The organism is Streptomyces maremycinicus (assembly GCF_001184025.1).
In the GTDB taxonomy this organism is placed as follows: domain Bacteria; phylum Actinomycetota; class Actinomycetes; order Streptomycetales; family Streptomycetaceae; genus Streptomyces; species Streptomyces maremycinicus.
Genome location: NZ_BBYG01000014.1, coordinates 350742 through 376758 on the forward strand (window position 1 = coordinate 350742; position 26017 = coordinate 376758).

Annotated in this window: 20 protein-coding genes; 16 read left to right on the plus strand and 4 right to left on the minus strand. The window is 72.0% G+C overall.

All coding sequences use genetic code 11. The features are described 5' to 3' along the window. Positions 1–32 precede the first annotated feature (32 nt). The 4 genes from treS to AOQ37_RS19820 are packed head-to-tail and all read left to right on the plus strand — an operon-like array spanning position 33 to position 6514. Positions 33–1769, plus strand: a complete 1737-nt coding sequence (treS, locus tag AOQ37_RS19805; RefSeq protein ID WP_062645894.1) for a maltose alpha-D-glucosyltransferase — start codon at positions 33–35, stop codon at positions 1767–1769. Positions 1770–1797: 28 nt separating this feature from the next. Next, positions 1798–3159, plus strand: coding sequence for a maltokinase N-terminal cap-like domain-containing protein (locus tag AOQ37_RS19810; protein WP_062645895.1), 1362 nt, complete (start codon positions 1798–1800; stop codon positions 3157–3159). 5 nt (positions 3160–3164) lie between these two features. Then, positions 3165–5369 (plus strand): 1,4-alpha-glucan branching enzyme, encoded by a 2205-nt coding sequence (gene glgB / locus AOQ37_RS19815; RefSeq protein ID WP_062645896.1) that lies wholly within the window; start codon positions 3165–3167, stop codon positions 5367–5369. 56 nt (positions 5370–5425) lie between these two features. Further along, complete coding sequence (locus AOQ37_RS19820) at positions 5426–6514, plus strand: glutamate--cysteine ligase 2 (RefSeq protein ID WP_062645897.1); 1089 nt, start codon at positions 5426–5428, stop codon at positions 6512–6514. A 31-nt stretch (positions 6515–6545) separates the two neighbouring features. On the opposite strand, the gene AOQ37_RS41840 is transcribed toward AOQ37_RS19820, so the two are convergent. Next, positions 6546–6680 carry a DUF6480 family protein gene (locus tag AOQ37_RS41840; RefSeq protein WP_267888017.1) on the minus strand — a complete coding sequence of 45 codons (135 nt, stop codon included), beginning with the start codon at positions 6678–6680 and terminating at the stop codon, positions 6546–6548. A 360-nt stretch (positions 6681–7040) separates the two neighbouring features. On the opposite strand from AOQ37_RS41840, the gene AOQ37_RS19830 reads away from it, so the two are divergent. Beyond that, a complete protein-coding gene (locus tag AOQ37_RS19830; RefSeq protein WP_062645898.1) occupies positions 7041–8945 on the plus strand; it encodes an AMP-dependent synthetase/ligase in 1905 nt (634 codons plus the stop codon). Between the two features lie 287 nt (positions 8946–9232). Continuing rightward, the gene (locus AOQ37_RS19835) at positions 9233–9679 is read left to right on the plus strand and encodes an ATP-binding protein (protein ID WP_062645899.1); all 447 of its coding nucleotides are present in this window, start codon (positions 9233–9235) and stop codon (positions 9677–9679) included. A 95-nt stretch (positions 9680–9774) separates the two neighbouring features. Here the strand turns inward: AOQ37_RS19835 and AOQ37_RS19840 are convergent, their stop codons facing one another. Beyond that, positions 9775–10233: an ATP-binding protein gene (locus AOQ37_RS19840; RefSeq protein ID WP_062645900.1), complete on the minus strand. Its 459-nt coding sequence runs from the start codon at positions 10231–10233 to the stop codon at positions 9775–9777. Then, positions 10230–10601: a hypothetical protein gene (locus AOQ37_RS19845; protein WP_062645901.1), complete on the minus strand. Its 372-nt coding sequence runs from the start codon at positions 10599–10601 to the stop codon at positions 10230–10232. The genes AOQ37_RS19840 and AOQ37_RS19845 overlap by 4 nt, the downstream gene beginning before the upstream one ends. A gap of 198 nt (positions 10602–10799) precedes the next feature. Here AOQ37_RS19845 and AOQ37_RS19850 point away from each other — a divergent pair, with 198 nt between their 5' ends. The 4 genes from AOQ37_RS19850 to AOQ37_RS19865 all read left to right on the plus strand — a co-directional run bounded on the left by AOQ37_RS19850 (position 10800) and on the right by AOQ37_RS19865 (position 19360). Continuing rightward, positions 10800–11681, plus strand: a complete 882-nt coding sequence (locus AOQ37_RS19850; RefSeq protein WP_374701518.1) for an RNA polymerase sigma factor SigF — start codon at positions 10800–10802, stop codon at positions 11679–11681. A 227-nt stretch (positions 11682–11908) separates the two neighbouring features. Continuing rightward, entirely contained in the window at positions 11909–16186 is a 4278-nt protein-coding gene (locus tag AOQ37_RS19855) for a HAMP domain-containing hybrid sensor histidine kinase/response regulator (protein WP_062645903.1), read from the plus strand. Positions 16187–16239: 53 nt separating this feature from the next. Further along, positions 16240–18690, plus strand: a complete 2451-nt coding sequence (locus AOQ37_RS19860; RefSeq protein ID WP_107085244.1) for a SpoIIE family protein phosphatase — start codon at positions 16240–16242, stop codon at positions 18688–18690. 280 nt (positions 18691–18970) lie between these two features. Beyond that, on the plus strand, positions 18971–19360 hold the full coding sequence (locus tag AOQ37_RS19865; RefSeq protein ID WP_062645904.1) for an STAS domain-containing protein: 390 nt from the start codon (positions 18971–18973) through the stop codon (positions 19358–19360). A 165-nt stretch (positions 19361–19525) separates the two neighbouring features. On the opposite strand, the gene AOQ37_RS19870 is transcribed toward AOQ37_RS19865, so the two are convergent. Further along, a complete protein-coding gene (locus AOQ37_RS19870; RefSeq protein WP_062646076.1) occupies positions 19526–19957 on the minus strand; it encodes a MarR family winged helix-turn-helix transcriptional regulator in 432 nt (143 codons plus the stop codon). A 138-nt stretch (positions 19958–20095) separates the two neighbouring features. Here AOQ37_RS19870 and AOQ37_RS19875 point away from each other — a divergent pair, with 138 nt between their 5' ends. The 6 genes from AOQ37_RS19875 (at position 20096) to AOQ37_RS19900 (ending at position 26010) form a co-directional block, all read left to right on the plus strand. After that, complete coding sequence (locus tag AOQ37_RS19875) at positions 20096–21274, plus strand: PP2C family protein-serine/threonine phosphatase (RefSeq protein ID WP_078890272.1); 1179 nt, start codon at positions 20096–20098, stop codon at positions 21272–21274. 75 nt (positions 21275–21349) lie between these two features. Next, entirely contained in the window at positions 21350–22249 is a 900-nt protein-coding gene (locus AOQ37_RS19880; protein WP_062645905.1) for an STAS domain-containing protein, read from the plus strand. Then, positions 22246–22650: an STAS domain-containing protein gene (locus tag AOQ37_RS19885; RefSeq protein ID WP_062645906.1), complete on the plus strand. Its 405-nt coding sequence runs from the start codon at positions 22246–22248 to the stop codon at positions 22648–22650. The genes AOQ37_RS19880 and AOQ37_RS19885 overlap by 4 nt, the downstream gene beginning before the upstream one ends. A gap of 29 nt (positions 22651–22679) precedes the next feature. Then, positions 22680–23093 carry an anti-sigma regulatory factor gene (locus tag AOQ37_RS19890; RefSeq protein WP_062646078.1) on the plus strand — a complete coding sequence of 138 codons (414 nt, stop codon included), beginning with the start codon at positions 22680–22682 and terminating at the stop codon, positions 23091–23093. Then, positions 23090–24280, plus strand: coding sequence for an ATP-binding SpoIIE family protein phosphatase (locus AOQ37_RS19895; RefSeq protein ID WP_062645907.1), 1191 nt, complete (start codon positions 23090–23092; stop codon positions 24278–24280). The genes AOQ37_RS19890 and AOQ37_RS19895 overlap by 4 nt, the downstream gene beginning before the upstream one ends. Continuing rightward, positions 24277–26010 carry a PP2C family protein-serine/threonine phosphatase gene (locus AOQ37_RS19900; RefSeq protein WP_062645908.1) on the plus strand — a complete coding sequence of 578 codons (1734 nt, stop codon included), beginning with the start codon at positions 24277–24279 and terminating at the stop codon, positions 26008–26010. The genes AOQ37_RS19895 and AOQ37_RS19900 overlap by 4 nt, the downstream gene beginning before the upstream one ends. Positions 26011–26017 lie beyond the last annotated feature (7 nt).

A 26017-nucleotide genomic window follows, 5' to 3' on the forward strand; every position in this document is an offset into this window, starting at 1 on the left:
CCCGCACCGCCGATCGGAGGCCCCAGCCCGCCATGACCGTCAACTCCCCTGTCCCGGACACCTTCGAGGACACTCCCGCCAAGGACCGCGACCCCGAGTGGTTCAAACGCGCCGTGTTCTACGAGGTCCTCGTCCGCTCCTTCCAGGACAGCAACGGCGACGGCGTCGGCGACCTCAAAGGCATCACCGCCAAACTCGACTACCTCCAATGGCTGGGAGTCGACTGCCTCTGGCTGCCGCCGTTCTTCAAATCACCCCTGCGCGACGGCGGATACGACGTGTCCGACTACACCGCCGTCCTCCCCGAGTTCGGCGACCTCGCCGACTTCGTGGAATTCGTCGACGCCGCCCACCAACGCGGCATGCGCGTCATCATCGACTTCGTGATGAACCACACCAGCGACCAGCACCCGTGGTTCCAGGAATCGAGGAAAGACCCCGACGGACCCTACGGCGACTACTACATGTGGGCCGACGACGACAAACAGTACGCCGACGCCCGCATCATCTTCGTCGACACCGAAGTCTCCAACTGGACCTTCGACCCCGTCCGCAAGCAGTACTTCTTCCACCGCTTCTTCTCCCACCAGCCGGACCTCAACTACGAGAACCCCGCCGTCCAGGAGGAGATCCTGGCCGCCCTGCGCTTCTGGCTCGACCTCGGGATCGACGGCTTCCGGCTGGACGCGGTGCCCTATCTCTACGCGGCCGAAGGCACCAACTGCGAGAACCTGCCTGCGTCGCACGCGTTCCTCAAGCGGGTCCGCAAGGACATCGACACCCACTACCCGGACACCGTGCTGCTCGCCGAGGCCAACCAGTGGCCGGAGGACGTCGTCGACTACTTCGGCGACTACGCCTCCGGCGGCGACGAATGCCACATGGCGTTCCACTTCCCCGTCATGCCCCGCATCTTCATGGCCGTCCGCCGCGAATCCCGCTACCCGGTCTCCGAAATTCTCGCCAAGACCCCGGCGATCCCGTCCCGCTGCCAATGGGGCATCTTCCTGCGCAACCACGACGAGCTCACCCTCGAAATGGTCACCGACGAGGAACGCGACTACATGTACGCGGAATACGCGAAAGACCCGCGTATGCGCGCCAACATCGGCATCCGCCGCCGCCTCGCACCCCTCCTCGACAACGACCGCAACCAGATCGAGCTCTTCACCGCCCTGCTGCTCTCCCTGCCCGGCTCGCCGATCCTCTACTACGGCGACGAGATCGGCATGGGCGACAACATCTGGCTCGGCGACCGCGACGCCGTCCGCACCCCCATGCAGTGGACACCGGACCGCAACGCGGGCTTCTCCTCCTGCGACCCGGGCCGGCTGTCCCTTCCCGTGATCATGGATCCGGTCTACGGATACCAGGTCACCAACGTCGAGGCCTCGATGTCGTCGCCCTCCTCGCTGCTCCACTGGACCCGGCGCATGATCGAGATCCGCAAGCAGAACCCCGCCTTCGGCCTCGGCACCTACACCGAACTCCAGTCCTCCAACCCGGCCGTCCTCGCCTTCCTGCGCGAGGCACCCCTGACGGCCGACGGAGGCGACGACGTGGTGCTCTGCGTGCACAACTTCTCGCGGTCCGCGCAGCCCACCGAACTCGATCTGCGCCGGTTCGACGGCCGTCACCCCGTCGAGCTGTTCGGCGGGGTCCGCTTTCCGGCCATCGGCGAACTGCCCTACCTGCTCACCCTCGCGGGGCACGGCTTCTATTGGTTCCGGCTCACCAGAGCCGCGTCCCGGATCGGCCGCCGCCCGTGAGCGAGCGCCGGGGAAAGGATGGGTCACCGTGACGAAGACCGCACCCCTGCGACCCAGCAGCGCGAGCGGCGTCCGCTCCGTGGGGCCGCTCGCCGCGCTGCTGTGCGAATGGCTGCCGCGGCAGCGCTGGTTCGCCGGCAAGGACCGCCCCCTCACCGACCTGCGCATGCTGTCGATGACCGAGCTGTACCCGGGCTGTCTGCATCTGCTCGTGCACGCCGACCAGTCGGGCGTCCCCACTCCCGGGGGCACTCCCCCGGCCGGTGACTGCTACCAGCTGCTCCTCGGCCTCCAGGAACACCTGTCGCCGCGCCTGGGAAGGGCGCTCATCGGCAGGGTGGAGGACGGGCCGCTGGCCGGTCTGACCGTCCACGACGCGCTTCAGGACCCCCGTTCGGCGCATCTGCTCCTGGAGCGGATGCGGCACCCGGGGACGCTGGGCCCGCTGTGCTTCGAGTCCGACCCGTCCGTGTCGCTGCCCGCCGGGCTCGCCCCGCGGCTGCTGGAGGCCGAGCAGTCCAACACCTCGCTGGTGTACGGGGACGCCTTCATCCTGAAGATCTTCCGGCGCATCCAGCCCGGGGTGAATCCGGACCTGGAGGTACCGGTCGCGCTGGCCGGGCAGGGGTGCGGGCGGGTGCCCGCGCCCGTGGCCTGGTTCAGCACGACCCACCCGCAGGAGGCGACCCTCGGCGTGCTCCAGCCGTTCCTGCCCGACGCGTCGGACGGCTGGACCCTGGCGCTGCGGGCCCTCGCCCGCGGGGAGGACTTCACCGCGGAGGCCGAGGAACTGGGCCGTGCCACCGCGGACGTCCACCTCGCGCTGGCCGCCGCGCTGCCGGCCGGTCCGGACGCCGAGGACGGGCGGACGGCGGCGGCGATGACCGAGCGGCTGGAGGCGGCCGCGCACCATGTGCCGGCGCTGCGTCCGTTCGTGCCGGGTCTCACCACCGCCTTCGGCGCGCTCTCCGTGTGCGACGCGGGCCCGCCCGCCCAGCGCATCCACGGGGACCTGCACCTCGGGCAGGTCCTGCGCGCCGGGCGCGACTGGTTCGTCATCGACTTCGAGGGCGAGCCGTCCCGTCCGCTGGCCGAGCGGCGCAGCGCCCACTCCCCGGTCCGGGACATCGCCGGGATGCTGCGTTCGTTCGACTACGCCGCCCGCCAGCGCCGCCCGTGGCGGCCGGAGTGGGCGCGCCGCTGCCGGGAGGCCTACTGCGCCGGCTACGCGGCGCGCGCGGGCTGGGACCCCCGTAAGAAGCATGCCCTGCTGCGTGCCTACGAGACGGACCGAGCCGTGTACGAAGTGCTGTACGAGGCCCGTAACCGTCCCGACTGGCTGCCCGTACCCATGGCGGCGATCGAACGACTCGCCGTCCGAGGAGGCTGACCCCTGTGGCCCTGCGTGACACCTCTCCGCCCGAGTCGGCCGGCCCCCGCCCGCGCACGGCGCCCGCGCTCGACGCGGCCGACCGCGGGCGTCTGCTCTCGGGCTCCCACCACGATCCGCACGCCCTGCTGGGCGCGCACCCGGTGCCGGGCGGGATCGCCTTCCGGGCGTTGCGGCCCTTCGCGGACGCGGTGAGCGTCGTGATCGACGGCGACGCCACCGCGCTGGTCTCGGAGGGCGACGGCCTCTTCTCCGTCCTGCTGCCGCTCGACTCGGTGCCCGCGTACACGCTGCTCGTGTCGTACGAGGGCACCGAGCACAAGGTGGACGACCCCTACCGTTTTCTGCCGGCCCTCGGCGATCTGGACCTGCATCTCATCCGTGAGGGGCGGCACGAGGAGCTCTGGAAGGCGCTCGGTGCGGAGCCGATGGCCCACCAGGGCGTGACCGGCACCCGGTTCACGGTGTGGGCGCCGAACGCCCAGGGGGTGCGCGTCGCCGGGGACTTCTGTTTCTGGGACGGCACCGCCTTCCCGATGCGGTCCCTCGGCGCGTCCGGGGTGTGGGAGCTGTTCCTGCCCGGGATCGGCGAGGGCGCCCGGTACAAGTTCGAGATCACCTCGCGCCACGGCCACCGCTTCCTCAAGGCCGACCCGATGGCCCGGCGCGCGGAGGTGCCGCCGGACACCGCGTCGATCGTGCACGCCTCGCACTACGAGTGGGCGGACGAGGAGTGGATGGCGCACCGGGGCGACGTCCCCGTGCATGTGGCGCCGTTCTCCGTGTACGAGGTCCATCTGCCGTCCTGGCGGCCGGGGCTGACGTACCGCCGACTGGCCGAGGAGCTTCCCCGGTACGTCAGCGAACTCGGCTTCACCCATGTGGAGTTCATGCCAGTCGCCCAGCACCCGTTCTCGGGTTCCTGGGGCTACCAGGTCACCGGGTTCTACGCCCCGGCCTCGCGGCTGGGCAGCCCCGACGACCTCAAGTTCCTGGTGGACGCCCTGCATCGGGCCGGGATCGGCGTCATCGTCGACTGGGTGCCCGCGCACTTCCCCAAGGACGACTGGGCGCTGGGCCGGTTCGACGGGGAACCGCTGTACGAGCCCGGGGACTCGCGGCGGGCCGAGCATCCGGACTGGGGCACGTACGAGTTCGACTTCGGGCGCGTCGAGGTGCGCAACTTCCTCGTGGCGAACGCCACGTACTGGTGCGAGGAGTTCCACATCGACGGGCTGCGGGTGGACGCCGTCGCCTCGATGCTGTACCTCGACTACTCGCGGGACTCCGGCCAGTGGTCGCCCAACGTGTTCGGCGGCCGGGAGGACCTGGACGCGATGGCGTTCCTCCAGGAGATGAACGCCACGGTCTACCGCCGAAACCCGGGGGTCGTGACGATCGCGGAGGAGTCCACCGCCTGGGAAGGGGTGACCCGGCCCACCGACAGCGGCGGTCTGGGGTTCGGGCTGAAGTGGAACATGGGCTGGATGCACGACTCGCTGGAGTACATCGCCAAGGAGCCGGTGCACCGCAAGTACCACCACAACGAGATGACCTTCTCGATGGTGTACGCCTGGAGCGAGAACTACGTCCTGCCGATCTCCCACGACGAGGTCGTGCACGGCAAGCAGGCGCTGGTCTCCAAGATGCCCGGCGACTGGTGGCAGCGGCGCGCCAACCACCGCGCGTACCTGGGGTTCATGTGGGCCCACCCCGGCAAGCAGCTCCTGTTCATGGGGCAGGAGTTCGCCCAGGGCGCCGAGTGGTCCGAGGCGCACGGCCCCGAGTGGTGGCTGCTGGACCCGGGGTACGCGTCCGCCGGTGATCACCGGGGGATGCGGGACCTGGTGCGTGATCTCAACACGGTCTACCGGGCGACCCCGGCCCTGTGGGAGCGCGACACCGACCCCGCCGGTTTCCGGTGGGTGGTGGGTGACGCCGCGGAGGACAACGTCTTCGCCTTCCTGCGCCACGACGCGCACGGCGCTCCGCTGCTCGCCGTCAGCAACTTCTCCCCCGTCGTCCGGCACGACTACCGGCTCGGCGTGCCCGACGGGCCGCCGGTCTGGCGCGAGGTGCTCAACACCGACGCCGAGTGCTACGGCGGCAGCGGCGTCGTCCACCCCGCTCCCGTGGCGGCGCGGGACGGGGAGATCGCCCTCACCCTGCCGCCCCTGGCCACGGTGTGGCTGGTGCCGTCGTCCGTGTGAGCGGCCGCGCACGGGGCAGTCGGTGCGTACCACCCACCAGAGAGGGGCCGCATCCCGTGCGCACCGTCGGAGTGGAGGAAGAACTCCTCCTGGTCGACCCGGAGACCGGGGAGCCCCAGGCCCTGTCCGCAGCCGTCCTCGCCCGCGCCTCCCGGCGCGGGGCCGAGGAGGACGTCTTCGAGAAGGAACTGCACAACCAGATGCTCGAGTTCAACACCCATCCCCAGTCGGGGATGGACGAACTCGGCGCGGAGATCGTCCGGATCCGCGGGGAGGCGGCCCGGCACGCGCGGGAGGCCGGGTGCGCGGTCGCCGCACTCGCCACCTCCCCGTTGCCGGTGCTCCCGTCCGTCAGCATGAACCGGCGCTACCAGTGGATGGCGGAGCAGTACGGCATCGCGACGCGTGAGCAGATGGTGTGCGGCTGCCACGTCCATGTGTCGGTGGAGTCGGACGAGGAGGGCGTCGCGGTCCTCGACCGGATCCGGCCCTGGCTCTCGGTGCTGACGGCACTGAGTGCCAACTCGCCGTTCTGGCAGGGCCGGGAGACGGACTACAGCAGTTATCGCAGCCGGGTGTGGGACCGCTGGCCGTCGGCCGGTCCGACCGAGCTGTTCGGTTCGGCGGAGCGGTACCACCAGCGGGTGGCGGACATGGTGGCCACCCGCACGATCCTCGACGAGGGCATGGTCTACTTCGACGCCCGGCTGTCGGCGCGCTATCCGACGGTGGAGGTGCGGGTCGCGGACGTCTGTCTGCACGCGGACACCGCCGTGCTGATCGCGACGCTGGTGCGGGGGCTGGTGGAGACGGCCGCCCGGGACTGGGAGGCCGGGCGGGACCCGGTGGACCACAGCGTGAGCCTGCTCGGGCTGGCCGGCTGGCGGGCCGCCCGGTCGGGGCTCACCGAGGACCTGCTGCACCCGATGAGCATGCGGCACACTCCCGCCGCGACGGTCGTCCGGGCGCTGCTGGAGCATGTCGAGGACGCGCTGGCCGACAGCGGCGACCTGGAGCGGGTCCGCACGAGCTGCGCCGATCTGCTGCGGCGCGGCAACGGGTCCCGGATCCAGCGCGAGGTGTGGGAGCGCACGGGCAGCCTGCGCGAGGTGGTCACCGCCTGCGTGGAGCACACCCAGGCCTGAGATCGCCCTCCCGCGGCGCGGCGGCTCCCGGTCACGGCATCAGGACGATCGCGCAGGCCAGGAAGAAGGCCGCGAAGAGCACGACCAGGATGATGATCACGGTGCGCGGGCCTTGGCCCGGCCCTTGGTCGGGCTTGTGCGTCTGCCGAGCGCCGGCAGAGGACATGCCTCTCTCCGCGGGCGGGGCCCGCCCGCGGGACGCCGCCGCCCGGTTCCGGTCCGGTGGTGCGCTCGGGATCGGGATCGGGGCCGGGATCGGGGCCGGGATCGGGGCCGGGATCGGGGCCGGGATCGGGGCCGGGATCGGGGCCGGGATCGGCGTTGTCGATGTGGTCCGGGTCCCCCTCGGAGCCGACCGCACCGGCGGCGGGCCGCAGGATGTGCCGGGAGCCGGCCGGGCGAGATCATCAACGCGGATTACTTATTCGTTCCAGGCCACAACCGGTCTCACCTGGGCTAGATTCGACCACCGTCGATAACAGTTTCCGTCGGCGGAGTCACAGCCCGTACACCTCAGGAGCAGCGCATGCGCGACTTCGCCCTCGCTCCCCCGGCCACCACGCCTCTGACCGGAGGGCTCGCCGACACCGTCTTCGAGACAGCCGCCCGCACTCCCACACTCCCCGTGCTCTCCCGCCGCCCGGACGGCGGCTCCGGCGACTGGGAGGAGGTGACGGCCGTCGAGCTGCGCGACGAGGTGGTCGACCTGGCCAAGGGGTTCGTCGCGTCCGGGATCTCGCCCGGACACCGCGTCGCGATCATGGCGCGGACCCGGTACGAGTGGACGGTCCTGTGCCACGCGCTGTGGGCGGTGGGCGCCGAGGTCGTCCCCGTGTATCCGACGTCCTCGCGCGAGCAGGTCGAGTGGATCCTGCGGGACGCGAACTGTGTGGGCGTCGTCGTCGAGGACGAACAGAGCGTCATGACCGTCGGATCGGTGTGCGCGGGACTGCCCTCGCTGCGCAGCGTCTGGCAGTTGGACGCCGGGGCCTTCGAACAGCTCACGCAGCGCGGCGAGTTGGTGCCGCTCACCACCGTGGACTCACTGCGCCGGATCGTGCTGCCCGACTCCACCGCCGTGATCGCCTACACCTCGGGGACCTCGGGCAGGCCGCTGGGCTGCGCGCTGAGCCACCGCAGCCTGGCCAGCCCCTGCGACACGCTGCTGGCGGGCTGGGGGCACACGGCCGCGCCCGCCGGGCGGCAGCCCAGCGTCCTCGCCTTCCTGCCGTTCTCCCATGTGTACGGGCTGATGATCCAGGGCCTGTGCCTGCGCGGCGGCATCCTGATGGGCCACCAGCCCGACATCGGCGCGGAGGCGCTCGCGGAGGCGCTGCGCACCTTCCGTCCGACGTATCTGTACGCGGTCCCCTCGGTGTTCGAGAAGATCTACAAGAACTTCCTGCGGGCGGCCCAGGAGGCCGGTCGCGGCGCCCTTTTCGAGCGCGCGGCGGACACGGCCCGGGACTTCGCGGCCGCCGTCGAACGGCAGCGGCTGGGCCGCGGTTCGGGGCCCGGTTTCGATCTGCGACTCCAGCACGCCCTGTTCGAACGGACCGTGTACCGCAGACTCCGGGCCGCGCTGGGTGGCCGTGTCCACCGCGCCACCTCGGGCGGCTCCCCGCTCCACCGCGATCTGTCCCTCTTCTTCGAGGGCATCGGCATCTATGTGCACGACGGGTACGGCCTGACCGAGACCAGCGGTGGGATCACCATGCAGCCGCTCGGCCGGGAGAAGTCCGGCACCGTGGGACAGGCCCTGCCGGGCATGGACATCCGGGTGGCGGACGACGGCGAGATCCTGGTCCGCGGCCCGTCGGTGTTCCAGGGTTATGTCAACGACGACGCCGCGACCCGGGCCGCGCTGTGGGGCGGCTGGCTGGCCACCGGTGACCTCGGGTTCCTGGACTCCGACGGCTACCTCACGATCACCGGCCGCAAGAAGGACGTCATCATCACCAGCAGCGGCAAGAGTGTGGCACCCGCCTCGCTGGAGCAGCGGCTGCGGATGCATCCGCTCGTCCACCAGGCCGTGGTCGTCGGTGACAACCGGCCCTGCGTGGGCGCGCTGATCACCCTGGACCCCGACTTCCTGGCGCACTGGCGCGGGAACCTGATGCTGCACGGCGACACCCAGAGCCGGGAGGCCCGCGAGGAGAACGCGCTGCGGGAGGAGATCGGGCGGGCGGTGGCCGCCGCCAACAGCACGGTGTCGCGTTCGGAGTCGATACGCGCCTTCCGCATCCTGCCGCAGCCCTTCGACCAGACCAACGGCCTGCTGACACCCTCGATGAAGCTGCGCCGGGACTCGATCGTGGCGCACTACGCGGCGGAGATCGAGGCGATGTACCAGGCCCGGGCCAGGCTGCCCCGGCAGAGCGCCCCCGAGGAGGTACTGGGCTGGGACGACTCCGACGACGTGTTCCGGTGAGTCGGACCGACGGCCCGAGGCCGGCCGGGGCGAAGCCGGCCGGTGCGGGGCCGGCCGGTGCGGGGCCGGCCGGTGCGGGGCCGGCCGACGGACGGGCGGGCCGGCCGGCCGGCCGGCCGGAGATGCCGCGTTGTCGGGGTCCGTCGGGGCGTGTTCCGTCGCGAACATATGCCGACGGCGGAGGGACGCGTAGCCTGACAGCCCTCGGGAACCCAGTAAGGGCGACGCCAGAGAGCCGTAAGAGAAAGGACAACGGTCCCGCACACTCAGGGGGCCGCACTGACGACATGGCAACCGAGCCGCGTGGTAATGACGCACTGTCCTCCTGGGCTGTTCCCAGCCGTACGGCCCGCTTCGGCGGCGCGCCCCAGGACGTGACGGGTGCACGGCTGGCGACCGAGGAGTTCCTCCACGAGCTGGCCCGCACCGTGCCGCCCACGGCACCCGAGTGCTGGCACGACATCGTGCTGATCGTGACGGAGCTGTCGGCCAACGCCGTCCAGTACGCGCCGGGCCCCTTCGAGCTGCGCCTGCGCCCGACCTTCGATGGTGTGCATGTCACGCTGCACGACACCAACAGCACTCCGCCGTCCCCCCGGCCGTTCCATCCGGACAGCGGCGGCGGCGGTATCGGCTGGTACCTGGTGCACACGCTGTGCAGTCAGGTGAGCGTGGTGCCCAACGAGGCGGGCCAGGCCGAGGGCAAGGACGTGCACGTCTTCCTGCCCTGGTGACACGTCTTCCTGTCCTGGTTGACCCGCCGGCGGGCGCATGCCGGCACCCGGGCCGGATCCTGTCGGTCCCGCCGGGCCGACCGCTTCAGTCAGGGTCAGTCCGGTCGGCCGGTGGTCCGGATCGGCACGAAGACGCTGATCGTCTTCCCTCCGCCGGACCGTTTCTCCACGGTGATGTCCTGGGCCAGGCGGACCACCAGCGGCCAGCCGTAGCCGCCCACCCGGTGGCCCGCGGGACGGGAGCCCTGCCCGCCCACCGGGGCGGGCACCGCGTCGCTGTGATCGCGCACCGCGAGCCGGATCCCGTCGCGCACCGGCGTCATCTCGAACCCGGCCAGTCCGCCGCCGTGCCGCAGGGCGTTGGCCACCAGCTCGGAGACGACCAGCAGCAGGTCGACGACGTCCTCCTCACGGGCCGGCCGGGCGGCGCGGTTCCACCGGGCGTCCACCACCGCGCGGGCGTGGGCCCGGGCCGCCGCGGCGGACTTCACGGACGTCCCCGGCGCCGCCCTGGCGGGCGCCGGGCGCGCGGGCGCGAGTCCCTCCTCCCTCATACCGATGGCGTCCCCCGTGGGCTCAGCCGGCGGTAGTGGTCACCGACGGCGTTGAGATACGCCGGGTCCGTCGTCTCGCTGTCGGTGCGGAAGCGGGGCGCGTCCTTGACGTCGTCCCCGGTACAGCCCAGGATCACCTTGCGGTCCGCGTGGTCCACACCCGTCACGACGCCCACCGGGACGACGGCGCTTCTGCCGAACAGCCATACGCCCGTGTCGACGACCAGGTGCCGCATTCCGAGGGGGTCGGCCTCGCGTTCCACGTGGCCGAGGGTGCCGTCGGCCGTGATGACGGCGTAGTCGGTCAGATCCTGCCCTTCGGCATGTCCGCTCTCCGGCGTGTACGACCAGATTCCGTCGATGGTCACACTGCTCCCTTCTCGCGCTCCACAGCTGCCTTTACCCGCCCGTGGCTGACACATTCGGGACACGTCTGTCCGTTCCGGACCGATGAGCGGGGGTATCAGCATCTGTTGGAAAACTCTCTGGATTCACCTGGCATGAGATGCGGATCCCGGGGCAGACGCACTCCGTCATCGACCGGCCCGACGAACGGAGTGAGCGGCATGAATGCCGTGACGGCACACGCAACAACGGCCACGGCAGTGCGGGCGGGCACGGAGAGCCCGCGTGGAGGGGTTCCGCTCATCGAGATGCCCACCCAGGTGAGCCCGAAGGACGCGCGCGAGCTCTCGCGCCGCTTCTTCGACCGGCTCGCCGTCGTGGAGGAGGGCACCCACGAGTACCAGTACGTACGCAACACCCTGATCGAGATGAACCTCTCGCTGGTGCGGTACGCGGCCTCCCGCTTCCGCGGCCGGGGCGACTCGATGGAGGACATCGTCCAGGTCGGCACGATCGGTCTGATCAAGGCCATCGACCGGTTCGAGCTGACCCGCGAGGTCGAGTTCACGTCGTTCGCCATTCCGTACATCGTCGGCGAGATCAAGCGCTTCTTCCGGGACACGAGCTGGGCCGTGCATGTGCCGCGCCGGCTCCAGGAGGCGCGGGTCGAACTGGCCAAGGCCACGGAGGAGTTGCAGACGCGGCTGGGCCGGATGCCCACCACGCGGGAGCTGTCGCAGCTGATGTCGCTGTCGGAGGAGGAGGTCGTCGAGGCGCGCAAGGCCTCCAACGGCTACACCTCCGCCTCCCTCGACGCGGCCCTGACCTCCGACGGCGGCGCGGACGGCGAGTCCGTGCTGGCCGACTTCCTCGGTGCCGAGGAGCCGGCGCTGGAGCTGGTGGAGGACTTCCACTCGTTGGCGCCGCTGATCGCCGAGCTCGACGAGCGGGAGCGGCGGATCATCCACATGCGGTTCGTGGAGGAGCGGACGCAGGCGGAGATCGGCAAGGAGCTCGGCATCTCCCAGATGCATGTGTCACGGCTGATCAGCCGCATGGTGCAGCGGCTGCGCACCGGGCTGCTGGGGGCCGAGATCGCCTGACCCCGGCAGACCACGACCTTGCCCGGGACGGCTTGTGCCGTCCCGGGCAGAGGCATGCGCATACCCCGCTTCCCCGCGTGTATGCGTGGTGATGGTCCTCTGGAATTCTTGTGTGCGCGAAGTACGGGGAGGCTTTGTTGCACCGCGCTCCCGTGGGTTAGCCTTCTGCGTCTTTCTCCCATCGCGCACATTCGTGAACTGCGGGAATCCACGGAACGAGGGTAGGCATGACCAGCAACGCGACCGAGTCCCCGGACGTGGTTCCCGGCGATCACGAGCTCAGGCAGCTCCTGGCCGGTCTCACGGCTGTCCGGGACGGGGACTTCGGTACCCGGCTGCCCCCGGACGGGGAAGGTCTGCTGGGTGACATCGCCACCGTCTTCAACGGCATGGTCGACCAGTTGTCCGTCTTCACCTCCGAGGTGACCCGGGTGGCCCGCGAGGTGGGCACCGAGGGCACCCTGGGCGGCCAGGCCGAGGTGCCCGGCGTCTCCGGGACCTGGGCCGACCTGACGGACTCCGTGAACGCCATGGCGGGCAACCTGACGACCCAGGTGCGCGACATCGCCCAGGTGGCGACCGCGGTGGCCAAGGGCGACCTCTCGCAGAAGATCGACGTGCCGGCGCGGGGCGAGATCCTTCAGCTGAAGGAGACCGTCAACACGATGGTCGACCAGCTGTCCGCCTTCGCCGACGAGGTCACCCGCGTCGCCCGCGAGGTCGGCACCGAAGGACGCCTCGGCGGCCAGGCGCAGGTGCCCGGTGTCGCCGGGGTGTGGCGGGACCTCACCGATTCGGTCAACTTCATGGCCGGGAACCTCACCAACCAGGTCCGCAACGTCGCCCAGGTGACGACGGCGGTGGCCAAGGGCGACCTCTCCCAGAAGATCACCGTCGACGCCCGCGGCGAGATCCTCGAACTCAAGAACACCATCAACACGATGGTCGACCAGCTCTCCGCCTTCGCCGACGAGGTCACCCGCGTCGCCCGCGAGGTCGGCACCGAAGGACGCCTCGGCGGCCAGGCCGACGTCAAGGGGGTCAAGGGCACCTGGCGGGACCTCACCGACTCGGTGAACTTCATGGCCGGGAACCTCACCAACCAGGTCCGCAACGTCGCCCAGGTGGCGACCGCGGTGGCCAAGGGCGACCTCTCCCAGAAGATCACCGTCGACGCCCGCGGCGAGATCCTCGAACTCAAGAACACCATCAACACGATGGTCGACCAGCTCTCCGCCTTCGCCGACGAGGTCACCCGCGTCGCCCGCGAGGTCGGCACGGCGGGCAACCTGGGCGGCCAGGCCACGGTGCGCGGGGTCTCGGGCACCTGGAAGGACCTCACCGACAACGTCAACGTCATGGCGTCGAACCTGACGGGCCAGGTGCGCTCCATCGCCCAGGTCGCCACCGCCGTGGCCCGCGGCGACCTCTCGCAGAAGATCACCGTCGAGGCCAAGGGCGAGGTCGCCGCGCTGGCGGACGTCATCAACACGATGGTGGACACGCTGTCCGCCTTCGCCGACGAGGTGACCCGGGTGGCCCGCGAGGTGGGCACCGAAGGACGGCTCGGCGGCCAGGCGCAGGTGCCGAACGTGGCCGGCACCTGGAAGGACCTCACCGACAACGTCAACTCGATGGCCAACAACCTCACCGGCCAGGTCCGCAACATCGCGCTGGTGACCACGGCGGTGGCCCGCGGCGACCTGTCGAAGAAGATCGACGTGGACGCCCGCGGCGAGATCCTCGAACTCAAGACGACCATCAACACGATGGTCGACCAGCTCTCCGCCTTCGCCGACGAGGTCACCCGCGTCGCCCGCGAGGTCGGCACCGAAGGACGCCTCGGCGGCCAGGCCGAGGTGGAGGGCGTCTCGGGCACCTGGAAGCGCCTCACGGAGAACGTCAACGAGCTGGCCGGGAACCTGACCCGGCAGGTGCGCGCGATCGCGGGGGTCACCAGCGCCGTCGCGGAGGGCGATCTGACCCGGTCGATCACCGTGGTCGCCTCCGGCGAGGTCGCCGAGCTCAAGGACAACATCAACTCGATGGTGGAGTCCCTGCGCGAGACCACCCGGGCCAACCAGGAGCAGGACTGGCTCAAGACCAACCTGGCGCGGATCTCCGGCCTCATGCAGGGCCACCGCGACCTCCCCGTGGTCGCCGAGCTGATCATGGACGAGCTGGTGCCGCTGGTGTCGGCCCAGTTCGGCGCCTTCCACCTCGCCGAGGACGGCGAGAGCGGCCCGGAGCTGCGGCTCGTGGGCGCCTACGGCTACCCCGCCGACGACGACCGTCCCACCCGGATCCCGTTCGGCCGCTCGCTGGTCGGCCAGGCCGCGCGCAGCCGCCGCACCATCATCGTCGACGAGCTGCCGGCCGGTTACGTCACCGTCTCGTCGGGGCTCGGCCAGGTGGAGCCGAGCGCCCTGGTCCTGCTGCCCATCGTCTTCGAGGGGCAGGTGCTCGGCGTCATCGAACTGGCGTCGGTCGCCGCGTTCACCCAGATCCACCGGGACTTCCTGGAGCAGCTGCGGGTGACCATCGGCGTCAACGTCAACACCATCGTGGCGAACGCCCGCACGGACGAGCTGCTCGACGAGTCCCAGCGGCTGACCGCCGAACTCCAGGCCCGGTCCGCCGAACTCCAGTCCCAGCAGGAGGAACTCCAGCACTCCAACGCCGAACTGGAGGAGAAGGCCTCCCTGCTGGCGGCGCAGAACCGCGACATCGAGGCGAAGAACCTCCAGATCGAGCAGGCCCGGCAGGAACTGGAGGCGCGGGCGCAGCAGTTGTCCCTTGCGTCGAAGTACAAGTCCGAGTTCCTGGCGAACATGAGCCACGAGCTGCGCACCCCGCTCAACAGCCTGCTCATCCTGGCCCAGTTGCTGGCCCAGAACCCCTCGCGCAACCTCACGCCGAAGCAGGTGGAGTACGCGGGCATCATCCACTCGGCGGGCTCGGACCTGCTCCAGCTGATCAACGACATCCTGGACCTGTCGAAGGTCGAGGCCGGCAAGATGGACGTCTCGCCGGAGCAGGTGTCGTTGCGTCAGCTCATCGAGTACGTCGAGGCGACCTTCCGCCCCATGACGACGCAGAAGAGCCTCGAGTTCACGGTGCGCACGGCCACCGGGGCCCCCGCCGACCTGCTCACCGACGACTCCCGGCTGCGCCAGGTGCTGCGCAACCTGCTGTCCAACGCGGTGAAGTTCACCGAGCGGGGCAGTGTCGAACTGCACATCGAGCCGGCCTCCGACGCGGAGGTGCCGAGCGGCGTGGTCCGCGGCGGCACCGTGGTGGCGTTCCGGGTGAAGGACACCGGCATCGGCATTCCGGAGCAGCAGCTGGAGACCATCTTCGGCGCCTTCCAGCAGGCGGACGGCACGACCAGCCGCAAGTACGGCGGCACGGGTCTCGGGCTGTCCATCACCCGCGAGATCGCGCATCTGCTCGGCGGCGCGGTCACCGTGGACAGCACACCGGGCCGGGGCAGCACCTTCACGCTCTACCTGCCGGTCGCGCGACGGGACTTCCAGGAGGTCGTCGACGGCGGGCCGGCGGAGCGCGCCCTCGACGGCCCGGCCGCCGCGATCCCCCTGGACTCCCCCGGCACGCCCGTGGTCACCGCGGCCGCGGCCGCACGGCGTCCGCGTCGCCTGCTGGTGGTGGAGGAGCGGCCCCGCGGCCTGCTGACGCTGGTCGCCGAGAGCGTCGTGGCGGACATGGCGCGCGGCCGCGAGGACGGGGCGCCGGCCGCGCCGGTCGACATCGTCACCGCCGTCGGGGCGCACGAGGCGGCGGGCGCGCTGGCCGCCGAGCCCTGCCACTGCGTCGTCCTGGAGCTGGGCATGCCCGACGCGGAGGCGTCCCGCTTCCTGGAGGCCCTGCACGACGACTCGGTGCTGACGGGCGTTCCGGTGCTCGTGCACAGCGGGCACCGCGCGGATCTCGCCCAGGAGGAGAGTCTCCAGTCCCGGGCGGCCGGCAAGCCGATGGAGTTCCTGTCCAGCCTGGACGAGCTGCGCGAGCGCATCACGCTGCATCTGTCCGCCGAGCAGCCGGGCGACGTCCTCGCCCTGGTCCGCGCGGACGAGGCCCAGCACATGGCGCCGCACCTCCCGGACGACGCCGTCGTGGGCCGCACGGTCCTGGTCGTGGACGACGACGCGCGCAACCTGTTCGCGCTCAGCGGGATCCTGGAGCTGCACGGCATCCGTGTCCTGCACGCCGAGAACGGGCGCGAGGGCATCGAGACGCTGCGCAACAACCCGGACATCGCGCTGGTGCTGATGGACGTGATGATGCCCGAGATGGACGGGTACACCGCCACGGCCGAGATCCGCCGCATGCCCGAGTACGCCGACCTGCCCATCGTCGCGGTGACGGCGAAGGCCATGCCCGGGGACCGGGAGAAGAGCCTCGCCTCGGGGGCCAGCGACTATGTCACCAAGCCCGTCGACACCCATCACCTCATGTCCTGCGTCCGACGCTGGCTGACCGTCTGAGGACGTTCGCCCCGCCCACACCCCCAGGCGTCCAGCCGAGGAGTCCGCACACCGTGAGCATTCCCGCACAGCCCACCAAACCCGGCGAGGGCCGGGCACTGCCCGAACCGGCCGGAGAGCGGCCCGGACCCGATGCGGGCGGGAGTCCGCCGGAGCCGGCGGGCGCGCCCGCGTCCTCGCCCGTGGGGCGGCTCGCCGCCACCGTGGACCGGCTGCGCCGGAAGGTCATGGAGGCGCAGGCGGAGGCCGACGGGCGCGCCCTCGTCGAACTCGCCAAGGGCATCCTGGTGGAGCGCCTGGGCTGTGGTCCGAGCGAGGCGGCGCAGCAGTTGTCCGTGCTGGCGGGCCAGGCCGGTCTCAGTCCGCTGGAATTCGCGGTGGACGTCATCAACCAGGCGGCCAAGGACCGTGTGTCCGAGGTGACGGAGGCCTTCCTGGCGGCCGTCGGAAGGCCGGAGGAGCCCGGGGAGCAGTCGGCGGCCGTGCGGTTGCGGACCGCCGAGAGCGGGGCGCTGGCGGCGGCGCACGACACCCAGGCCGTCGCCGACTCGTTGCTCCAGCACGCGCTGGGTCCGCTGGGCGCGGTCGCCGTGGCGATCTGGGCGGCGGGCTCCGACGGTTCGCTGACCCTCGCCGGGAGCGCCGGGTTCTCCCCCGGCGAGGCCGAGCGCTGGCGCTATGTGCCGCCGGACGTGGCGACGGTGGCCCGCCGCGGTCTCACCGAGGGGGCGACCCAGTGGTTCGAGTCGCTGGCCCGGACCGGGCTGCCCACCATCGGCCGCCATCTGCACCCGGACGGCGGCCGGGCGGCCGTGCCCGCGGGCGCCGCCGGACGGGTGGACGGCATCCTGGAGATCGCCTGGCCGGCCCCGCTGGACCGGCAGCCTCCCCAGGTGGTGCGCCAGGTCGAGGCGCTGGCCGACCTGTGTGCCCACACGCTCCAGACGTACGCGCACGTCCGGGGCCCCGACCAGCAGCCGGTCGTCCTGCCGGACACGGCCGAGCTGATGGACCTGACGGACGGGCTGCACGACCCGGCCCTGGTCCTGGTGCCGCACGTCGACACGACGGGCAAGCTGGTGGACTTCCGTATCCAGCACGTCAACGACCGCTTTCTCGATCCGGCGGGCCGGCCCCGCGCGGTGGTCAACGGGGCCCTGCTGCTCGAGGCCTATCCGATGGCCGCCGGAGGCGGTGATTTGTTCCAGCGCATCGAGCGGGTGCACGCCACCGGCGAGCCGTTCCGGGCGCGCCGGATGAGTCTGACCGCGCTCGTCGGCGAGGTGCCGCTGGCCGCGGTCGCGGACGTCAGCATCAGCCGGCACGGCAGCTGTGTGCTGCTGATCTGGCGGATCGAGGACGAGACGGCCCGGCTGGCCAGCCTGTTGCAGAACGCGCAGCGTCTCGGCCGCATCGGCGGTTTCGAGGAGGACCTGCTCACCGGCGAGACCACCTGGAACGGGCAGCTGTTCACCCTGTACGGGCGGCCCGAGTCCAGCCCGCCGGTTCCGTTGGAGGACCTGGCGGCGTACACCCATCCCGATGACGCGGTCGTCGTCGGCCGGCTGCTGCGCACGCTGCTGCACCGGCGGCGTCCGGCGTCCGCCGTCTTCCGGCTCCAGCGGCCGGACGGGGTGACCCGGCACATGCGGATCGTCGCCGAGCCGGTGCTCGACACCGACGAGCGGCTGGTCGCCGTGCGCGGGGCCTACCAGGACATCTCCTCGCAGCACTGGACGGAGGTGGCGCTCGCCGCCACCCGCGACCAGCTCGCGCAGAGCGAGCAGCACGCCAGTGAGCGCAGCCGGCTGGCCCTTCAGCTCCAGCACGCCATCATGCCGCCCACCAGGGCGCCCCTGGAGGCCCCGGGGCTCCAGGTGGCGGTCCGCTACCGGCCGGCCGAGGAGGAGCACCTGGTGGGCGGTGACTGGTACGACGCGGTCGTGCTGCCCTCCGGGCTGGTGATGCTGTGCGTGGGCGACGTGGCCGGGCACGGCATCGAGGCGGCGACCAGCATGGTGGTGCTGCGCAACGCGCTGCGCGGACTGGCGGTGACCGGGGCGGGGCCCGGTCAGCTGCTGTCCTGGCTGAACATCGTCGCCCATCACCTGACGGGTTCGATCACGGCCACGGCCGTGTGCGGTCTGTACGACCCCTCGCGGCACACCCTGCGCTGGGCGAGGGCGGGGCATCTGCCGCCGGTGCTGGTGCGGGACGCCCAGGCGGCGCCGCTGCCCCTGCTGCGGGGAATGCTGCTGGGCGCGCTGCCGGAGACGGTGTACGAGGAGGAGGAGGTCCAGCTGGCGGCCGACGACACCCTGCTGATGTACACGGACGGTCTGATCGAGCGGCGCGACCGGTCCGTGGAGGAGTCGCTGACCCAGCTGCTGGTGCAGGCGCGCACGGTGCCGACGACGCTGGACCAGCAACTGGACCGGCTGCTCACGTACAGCAGGTCGGACACGGACGACGACACCTGCATCGTCGGCATCCGGCTGCGCTAGGGCCTGTCCGGCGGGTCGGGCCGGAGGAAGGCCGCGGCGCGGTGGTCCGCGCGCGTGAGCGGGTTCCTCCGGAACTGCGGTCGTGTGTGCATGGTGAGGAACTTCGGGGGTATTCGCCTGTGCGCGACACCAGGTCGGGGATCCGCAGGCGGAAGGGCAGGACACACGCACCATGAGGAACGTCCCGTGCGGGCTCCCGCCCGTCCTCGTCCGCCGTCGCGACGCATCGAAGTCGCCCGCCCGGGTAGACGCTCCCGACCGTCAGCTCTCGGAGGTACGTGTGTCCATTGCCCAGAATCCCCTGTCCGTCGAGGTCAGCCTGCCTCGCGAGGACGTCGCCCTGGTCACGGTCGAGGGGCATCTCGACCTCGACACGGCGACCGATCTCCAGGCTCATCTGGCCAACCAGCTGCATCACGGCCGACGGCACTTCCTCCTTGATCTCTCGGCGGTTCCGTTCATGGACTCGTCCGGTATGAACATCATCCTGCGGGTGTACCAGGAGGTCCGGGGGCTCCCGGGGAGTGTGCACGTGATCGCCCCCACGCCTGCCGTGCGCAGGGTGCTGGAGCTCACCGGCGTGAGCATCACGGTGCCGATATCCGAGACGGCCGAGGACGCTCTGGCACTGGTCGACCGGCAGCAGCTCCCGGAGGGCCCGCGGGACTGACCGGGACCGTCCGGCAGGCAGCGGAATCCGCACGGGAAGGGCCGACCGCCGTCCAATACTTGTCGTTTGACAACTATGTACCTGAGGCAACAGAGTGAGCGGGACAGTGATGCGGGAGGGAAGTCGGATGTGCCTGTGGGCGAACCCGGTCACCCGGGGACACCGTCAGGCGGTACGGGCGTCGCTGACGTCCGCGTCGTGGATCTGCTCGGCAGCGGCCGAACAGAACGCCTCCAGCCCTCTCAGCAGCGCGGCGCGCTGCACCGCGGGCATCTGCTCCAGCACCTTCTCCAGCGCGGCCTCACGGCGTGATCTGAGGTCGGCGAGGAAGACGCTCCCGCGACGGCTCAGGAAGAGCTCCACCTCCCGGCGGCTCTCGGCGGCGACCCTGCGCTCGACGAAGCCGACGGCCTGGAGGCGGTCGCACAGCCGGCTCGTGGACGGCGGTGTGGACCCGAGGAGTTCGGCGAGGGTACGCAGGTTGATGCCCTCCTGGTGCTCCAGGATGAACAGCACGCGCAACTGGGAGGCGGAGACCGGCGCCGTCGAGGCACGGCCCCAGAGGACTTCCAGGAGCTCCGCCGCCTCTGAGGTCACACGCGCCACTTGGAACGGCTGCGGACGCGAGGAGGGGGATATCACGGTGACACTCTCGCAGGCTTCTCGACGGCTGTCAGCCCACCCCCGCCGCAAAGGGCGCCACGGGCTCGATTCCACGGCATCTCGGAGAGCACGGTGAACGACCACGTGAACAGACTCGTCGCCGCCGGACGCGCCCTGCGCTCCGCTCCCCCGCACCAGCTGCCCGACGCCCTGAGCCAGGTGCTGCGCACCCGGTACGCGGCGGAGGACGTCGAACTGCGGCTCGCCGACTACGGGCTGACGGTCCTGCTGCCCGTGCCGCCCGCCCCCAGCGGCACGAAGCCCGCGCCCGTGCAGGGCAGCGCGCCCGGACGGGCCTTCGGCTCGCAGCAGCCGTACGTCGAGGAACCGGCCGACGGCCGGGTGCGGGCACATCTGCCGGTGACCGTGCGGGGCGACCGGCTGGGCGTGCTGTCCCTCACCCTGCCCGCCGGGACCCGGGAGTCGCTCGACGAACTCACCGAACTCGCGCAGCTCCTGGGCCACGAGGTGGTGGTCGCCGAACGCGACACCGACCTGTACGCCCGGGCCCGCCGCCGGGAACGGCTGACACTGGCCGCGGAGATGCAGTGGCAGCTCCTCCCGGCCCGCTCGTGCGCCCGGGAGGAATACGCACTGGGTGCCCAGCTCGAACCCGCCTACGCCATCTTCGGCGACAACTTCGACTGGGAGGCGTCCGCCGACCGTCTCATGGTCTACGTCACCAACGGGATGGGCGAGGGCATCGAGGCCTCCCTGCTCACCAGCCTCGGCGTCAACGCGCTGCGCAACGCGCGCCGCGCCGGGGTCCCGATCGAGGACCAGGCGGCCCTGGCCGACCAGGCGCTGTACGCCCACTACCGGGGCGAGGCGCATCTGTCGGTGCTGCTGGTGGACATCGAGCTGGCCACGGGACGGATGCGGGTCGTCGACGCGGGCTCACCCCGACTGCTGCTCCTGCGCGACCGGGAGCTGTCCCTCGTGGACCTCGACGCACAGCTGCCGCTGGGCATGTTCGAGGAGACCGAGTACGTCGCCCAGGAGTTCACCCTGCTGCCCGGCGACCGGCTGCTGTTCGTCAGCGACGGCGTCCACGGCGTCGCGGCGCCGAGCGGCGAGTCGTTCGGCGAGAACGGTCTGGCGAGGGCGGTCGGCAACGCCTCCCTGCTGCCGGCGGCGGACGTCCCGGCGGCGGTGCTGCGCGGGCTGACCGGCCACCGGGGAAGACCCGAGCCGGACGACGACGCCTTGGTCGTGTGCCTCGACTGGTTCGGGAGACGGCCCGTGTCATAGCGCGCCGCCCACCGACCGCCTCCGGCGGGCCCGCGGTGGCGCCAGTCAAGCCGATCAGGACAAGGAGACAACCACGTGCCGGAGCACGAAACGGCCGCAGAGCAGACCACACCGGCGAGCGACGTCGGAAGGTTCCTGCACCGCCGCCGTGAGCAGATCGCCCAGCGCTGGGCCGACGAACCCCTCTTCCGCACGGTGTTCACCGTCTCGCGGGACGAGGCGGTGGAGGCGGGCCGGGTCCTCGTCGACGCGCTCGCCCAGGTGGCCGAGACCGGCCGCGTGGCCGACACCGACGCGGCCGGGTTCACCGCCGTGCGGGAGCAGCTGACCGGGATGGTCGCCTCCCGCGCCCGCTTCGGGCTCACCTCCGGTCAGGTCTCCACCGAGGTGGACGGCCTGCGCCCGCCGGCCGTGACCCTGCTGGCCGCCGATCTGCCCGAGGCCACGCCGGAGCACCTCAGGGAGTGCACGACCCTGCTGACCGTGCTCATGGGCACCCTGCGGCTGGTGGTCCTGGAGACCTCGCTGAGCGAGGGCCAGGCCCTCATCGACCGCCAGCAGCTGGAGCTGATGGAGGCGACCACGCCCGTCATCCGGCTGTGGGACGGCATCGTCGCCGTACCGCTCATCGGGACGCTCGACAGCGCCCGCAGCCAGGTGGTGATGGAGACCCTGCTGGAGTCGGTCGTCGACCAGCAGGCCCGCTTCGCGATCCTGGACATCACGGGCGTGCCGATGGTCGACTCGCTGGTGGCACAGCACCTGATGAAGACCGTCGCCGCCGTCCGGCTGATGGGCGCGGAGTGTGTCGTCTCCGGCATCCGGCCCGCCATCGCGCAGACCATCGTGCACCTCGGGCTGGACCTGGGCACGGTGGTCACCCGGTCCAGCCTCGCCGACGCCCTGGCCTACGCCCTGAAGCGGCTGGGTGCCGACATCGTGATCGCGGCGCCCGGCGGTGCGGGTCCCCGGTGAACCACGACCTCTCCCTCTCGAGCGCGCACGTGCCGGTGCTCCGGCTCGGCGACGTCCTGCTGATCACCCTCCAGGGCGACCTGCACGACGGTACGGCGGAGCAGCTCCAGCGGGACATCGCCGAGCAGATCGTCCGCAGTCCGGTGACCGGCGTGGTCATCGACATCTCCGGGGTGGAGATCGTCGACTCCTTCCTGGGGCGGGTCCTCGCCGAGATCGCGGCGAGCTCACGGCTGCTGGCCGCGCAGACCGTGGTGGCCGGCATGCGCCCCGCGGTGGCGATCACCCTGGTGGAGCTGGGGCTCTCGCTGCCGGGACTGCGGACCGCGCTCAGCACCGAGGCGGCCCTCGGAATGCTCGCCACGGCGTCACCGGGCGGGCCGCGCCGGGAGCCTCGGTGAGCGGGACGGTCGCGGGCGTCGAGGCCCGCATGCCGATCCGCTCGGACCTGGACCTGGTGTGGGTGCGCCAGCACGTGCGCCGGGCCGCCGCGGCGCTCGGCTTCGGTCTGGTGGACCAGACCAAGCTGGTCACCGCGGCCAGCGAACTGGCCCGCAACACCCTGGTGTACGGCGGTGGCGGTGAGATGGCGGCGGAACACGTGCGCGACGGCCGGGCCCAGGGGCTGCGGCTGACGTTCTCGGACCGGGGGCCGGGCATCGCCGATCCGGAGCGGGCGCTCAGCGACGGCTACACCTCCGGCGGCGGACTGGGGCTCGGCCTGGGCGGCGCGCGTCGTCTCGTGCACGACTTCTCCCTCGACAGCACGCCCGGCGTCGGCACCACGGTCACGGTGACCTCCTGGGCGGTGCGCTCGCCGCGGCAGCGTGAGGAGCCGCGATGACACGGGTGTGGGACGTCCCCGTGCAGGACTCGACACGGGTGCGCGACGCGCGGGTGGCCGCGGAGGAGGCGGCGGCGCTGGCGGGACTCGACCGGTCGCGCAGCGCCGACGCCGCCCTGGTGGCGACCGAGCTGGCGACGAACCTGCTCAAGCACGCGCGCGGTGGACAGCTCCTGGTGGAGGCGGTCGCCCCGCCGAGCGGACGGGCGGGGGGCCCGCTGGTCCAGGTCGCCGCGATCGACCACGGGCCGGGCATGTCCGACGTCCCCGCCGCGCTGGGCGACGGGTTCTCCACGGCGGGCTCGCTGGGAGCCGGCCTGGGCACCTGCCGACGGCTCTCCGACGACTTCGACCTGCACAGCCTCCCCGGCCGCGGCACGGTCGCACTGGCCCGGATCGGCGGTGCGGCCCGCGTCCGCGGCCGCGGGCGCGCCCGCCGGGAGCCGGCCCCCGCGCAGCCCGGGACCGACGCGCCGGAGGACGTTTCCTCCGTCTCTTCGTCCTCCTCCGCCTCTTCGGCCCCCTCGGTGTCTTCGGCCCCCTCGGCCTCCTCCGCCTCCTCCGTGTCCGCCCCGTTCGCCGCGCGGGCCGGTGGCGTCAACATCCCCTTCCGCGGCTCCGCGTGCTCCGGGGACGCCTGGACCTGCGCCCGCGCGGGCGACCGGCTCACCCTGATGCTGGCCGACGGGCTGGGCCACGGACCCGAGGCCGCATGTGCCTCGACCGCGGCGGTCCACGAGGTGCGGCGCTCGCCCCACCTGCCGCCGGGCGAACTGCTGCGCCTGCTCGACGACGCGCTGCGCGACACGAGGGGCGCGGCGGTCGCGGTGGCCCAGCTCGACCTGCGGACCGGGCGGCTGCGGTTCGCCGGCGTCGGCAACGTGGGGGCGCGGCTGCGCGAGGGCGGCTCCTGGCGCCATCTGCTGTCCCGGCCCGGCATAGTCGGCACGCGCCGGCCCATGACCCTGCCCGAGACCGAGGCGGTCTGGGCCCCCGACCGTCTGCTCGTCCTGCACAGCGACGGCCTGCCCAGCCGCTGGGCGCCGCCGGCCGACCCCCGCCTGCTGTCCTGCGACCCCGCCGTCACCGCCGCCGTCACGGTCCGCGACGCCGGCAGCTCCGCCCGCCCGGTGCGTGACGACACCGCCGTGGCCGTCCTGTCCCCCACGCCGCCGGATGGCCCATGAACCAGACCTTGCCGATCAGCACCGTCAGCGACGCGGCCCGCGCGCGGATCACCACCGCGCGGGTGGCCGCCGCCTACGGGGTGCCGCCGCTGGAACGCACCCGGCTGGCCGTCGCCCTCAGCGCGCGGCTGCGCAGGTGTCTGACCAAGGGCGGCACCTGGCGGTTCGTCCTCACGGTGGCCGGGGACTCGCTGCGGGTCGAGGTCTCTCCCCACTCCGTCGACGGCGAGCGGCCGTGGTCCGTCACGGCGCCCTGCCCGGAGCCGACCGCGGGCCCCGGCTGCGACGCCGTGGCCGGTGACCCGGCCGCCCTGTCGGAGGCCCTGCTCGGCGCCGACGAGGACACCGCCGTGGTGCTGGAGCGGCTGGCCGAGCAGGAGGAGCTCGTCACCTTCCACCGGGAGGAACTGCACCAGACCAACCAGGGCGTGCTGGCCCTGCACGCCGAACTCGACGCCGCCGGACGGGCACAGCGCGAGGCCTTCGCGGCGGAGCGCGCCGCGCGCCGGGAGGCGGAGACAGCCCGGCGCAGGCTGACGTTCCTCGCCGACGCCAGCGCCACCCTGACGGCCTCCCTCAACCACGAGGAGATCGCCCGTCTGCTGCCCGAGCTGCTGGTGCCCGAGTACGCCCGCACGGCCGACGTCTGGCTCTTCGACGCCGAGGGCGAGCGGACGGCGTCCGTGCCGCGTCCGGCGGCCGCCGTGATCGCCGCCCGCACCGGCCGGCCGCAGTACGCGTCCGCGCAGCCCGGCGGTCTGCCCGGCGTGGACGACCAGCCGCCGTCGGCGCTGCATCCCGGCCGGTCGCTGCTCTGTGTGCCGCTGCCGACCCGCAGCGGGCCCCTGGGCGTCGTGACACTGACCGCGCCCGGCGAGCGCTGGAACCCGGACGACGCCGTCATGCTCGTGGAGCTCACCCGGCGGGCCGGCGGCGCGCTCGACAACGCCCGCCGCTTCGAGCACAACCGGGACATCGCCGAGACCCTCCAGCGGGCCCTGCTGACCGATCTGCCGACCACCGCGGGCCTGCGGCTGGCGGCCCGGTACCTGCCGGCGACGTACGGGCTGAACATCGGCGGCGACTGGTACGACGCGTTCCGGCAGCCCGACGGCAGCCTGATCACCGTCATCGGCGACGTGACGGGGCACGGGCTGCACGCGGCGGTGATGATGAGCCAGCTGCGCACCGCGCTGCGCGCCTACGCCGTGGACGGCGGCAGCCCGGGCGAGCTGCTGACCCGGCTGCACACGTTCCTGCACCATCTCCAGCCCGACCTGTACGCGACCGCCGTGATCGCCCGCTTCCAGCCCGGCGAGCCGGTGCTGACGTGGGCGGCGGCGGGCCATCCGCCGCCCGTGCTGCGCGGCCCGGACGGGCGGGTGCGCGCCCTGGACGCCAAGCCGGGGGCGATGCTCGGCATCCCGCTGCACCAGGAGATCGCCGACCACACCGTGCCGCTGGAGCCGGGGTCCACGCTGGCGCTGTACACCGACGGGCTGGTCGAGCGGCGGGCCCAGGGCATAGACCCGGGCATCGAGCGGCTGTCGGCGGCGCTCGGCGCGTTCGCCACCGAGGAGCTGGACACGGACCTGGACGGCTCTGCGGAGCGCATCCTGGAGCCGATGCTGAGCGACTCCGAGCGGGACGACGACGTCTGCCTGCTGCTGTGCCACATAGGCAGCGAGGCCGGCGTGACCGTCGGCGGCGGCTCCCGGGGCGGGGCCTGAGTCCCGT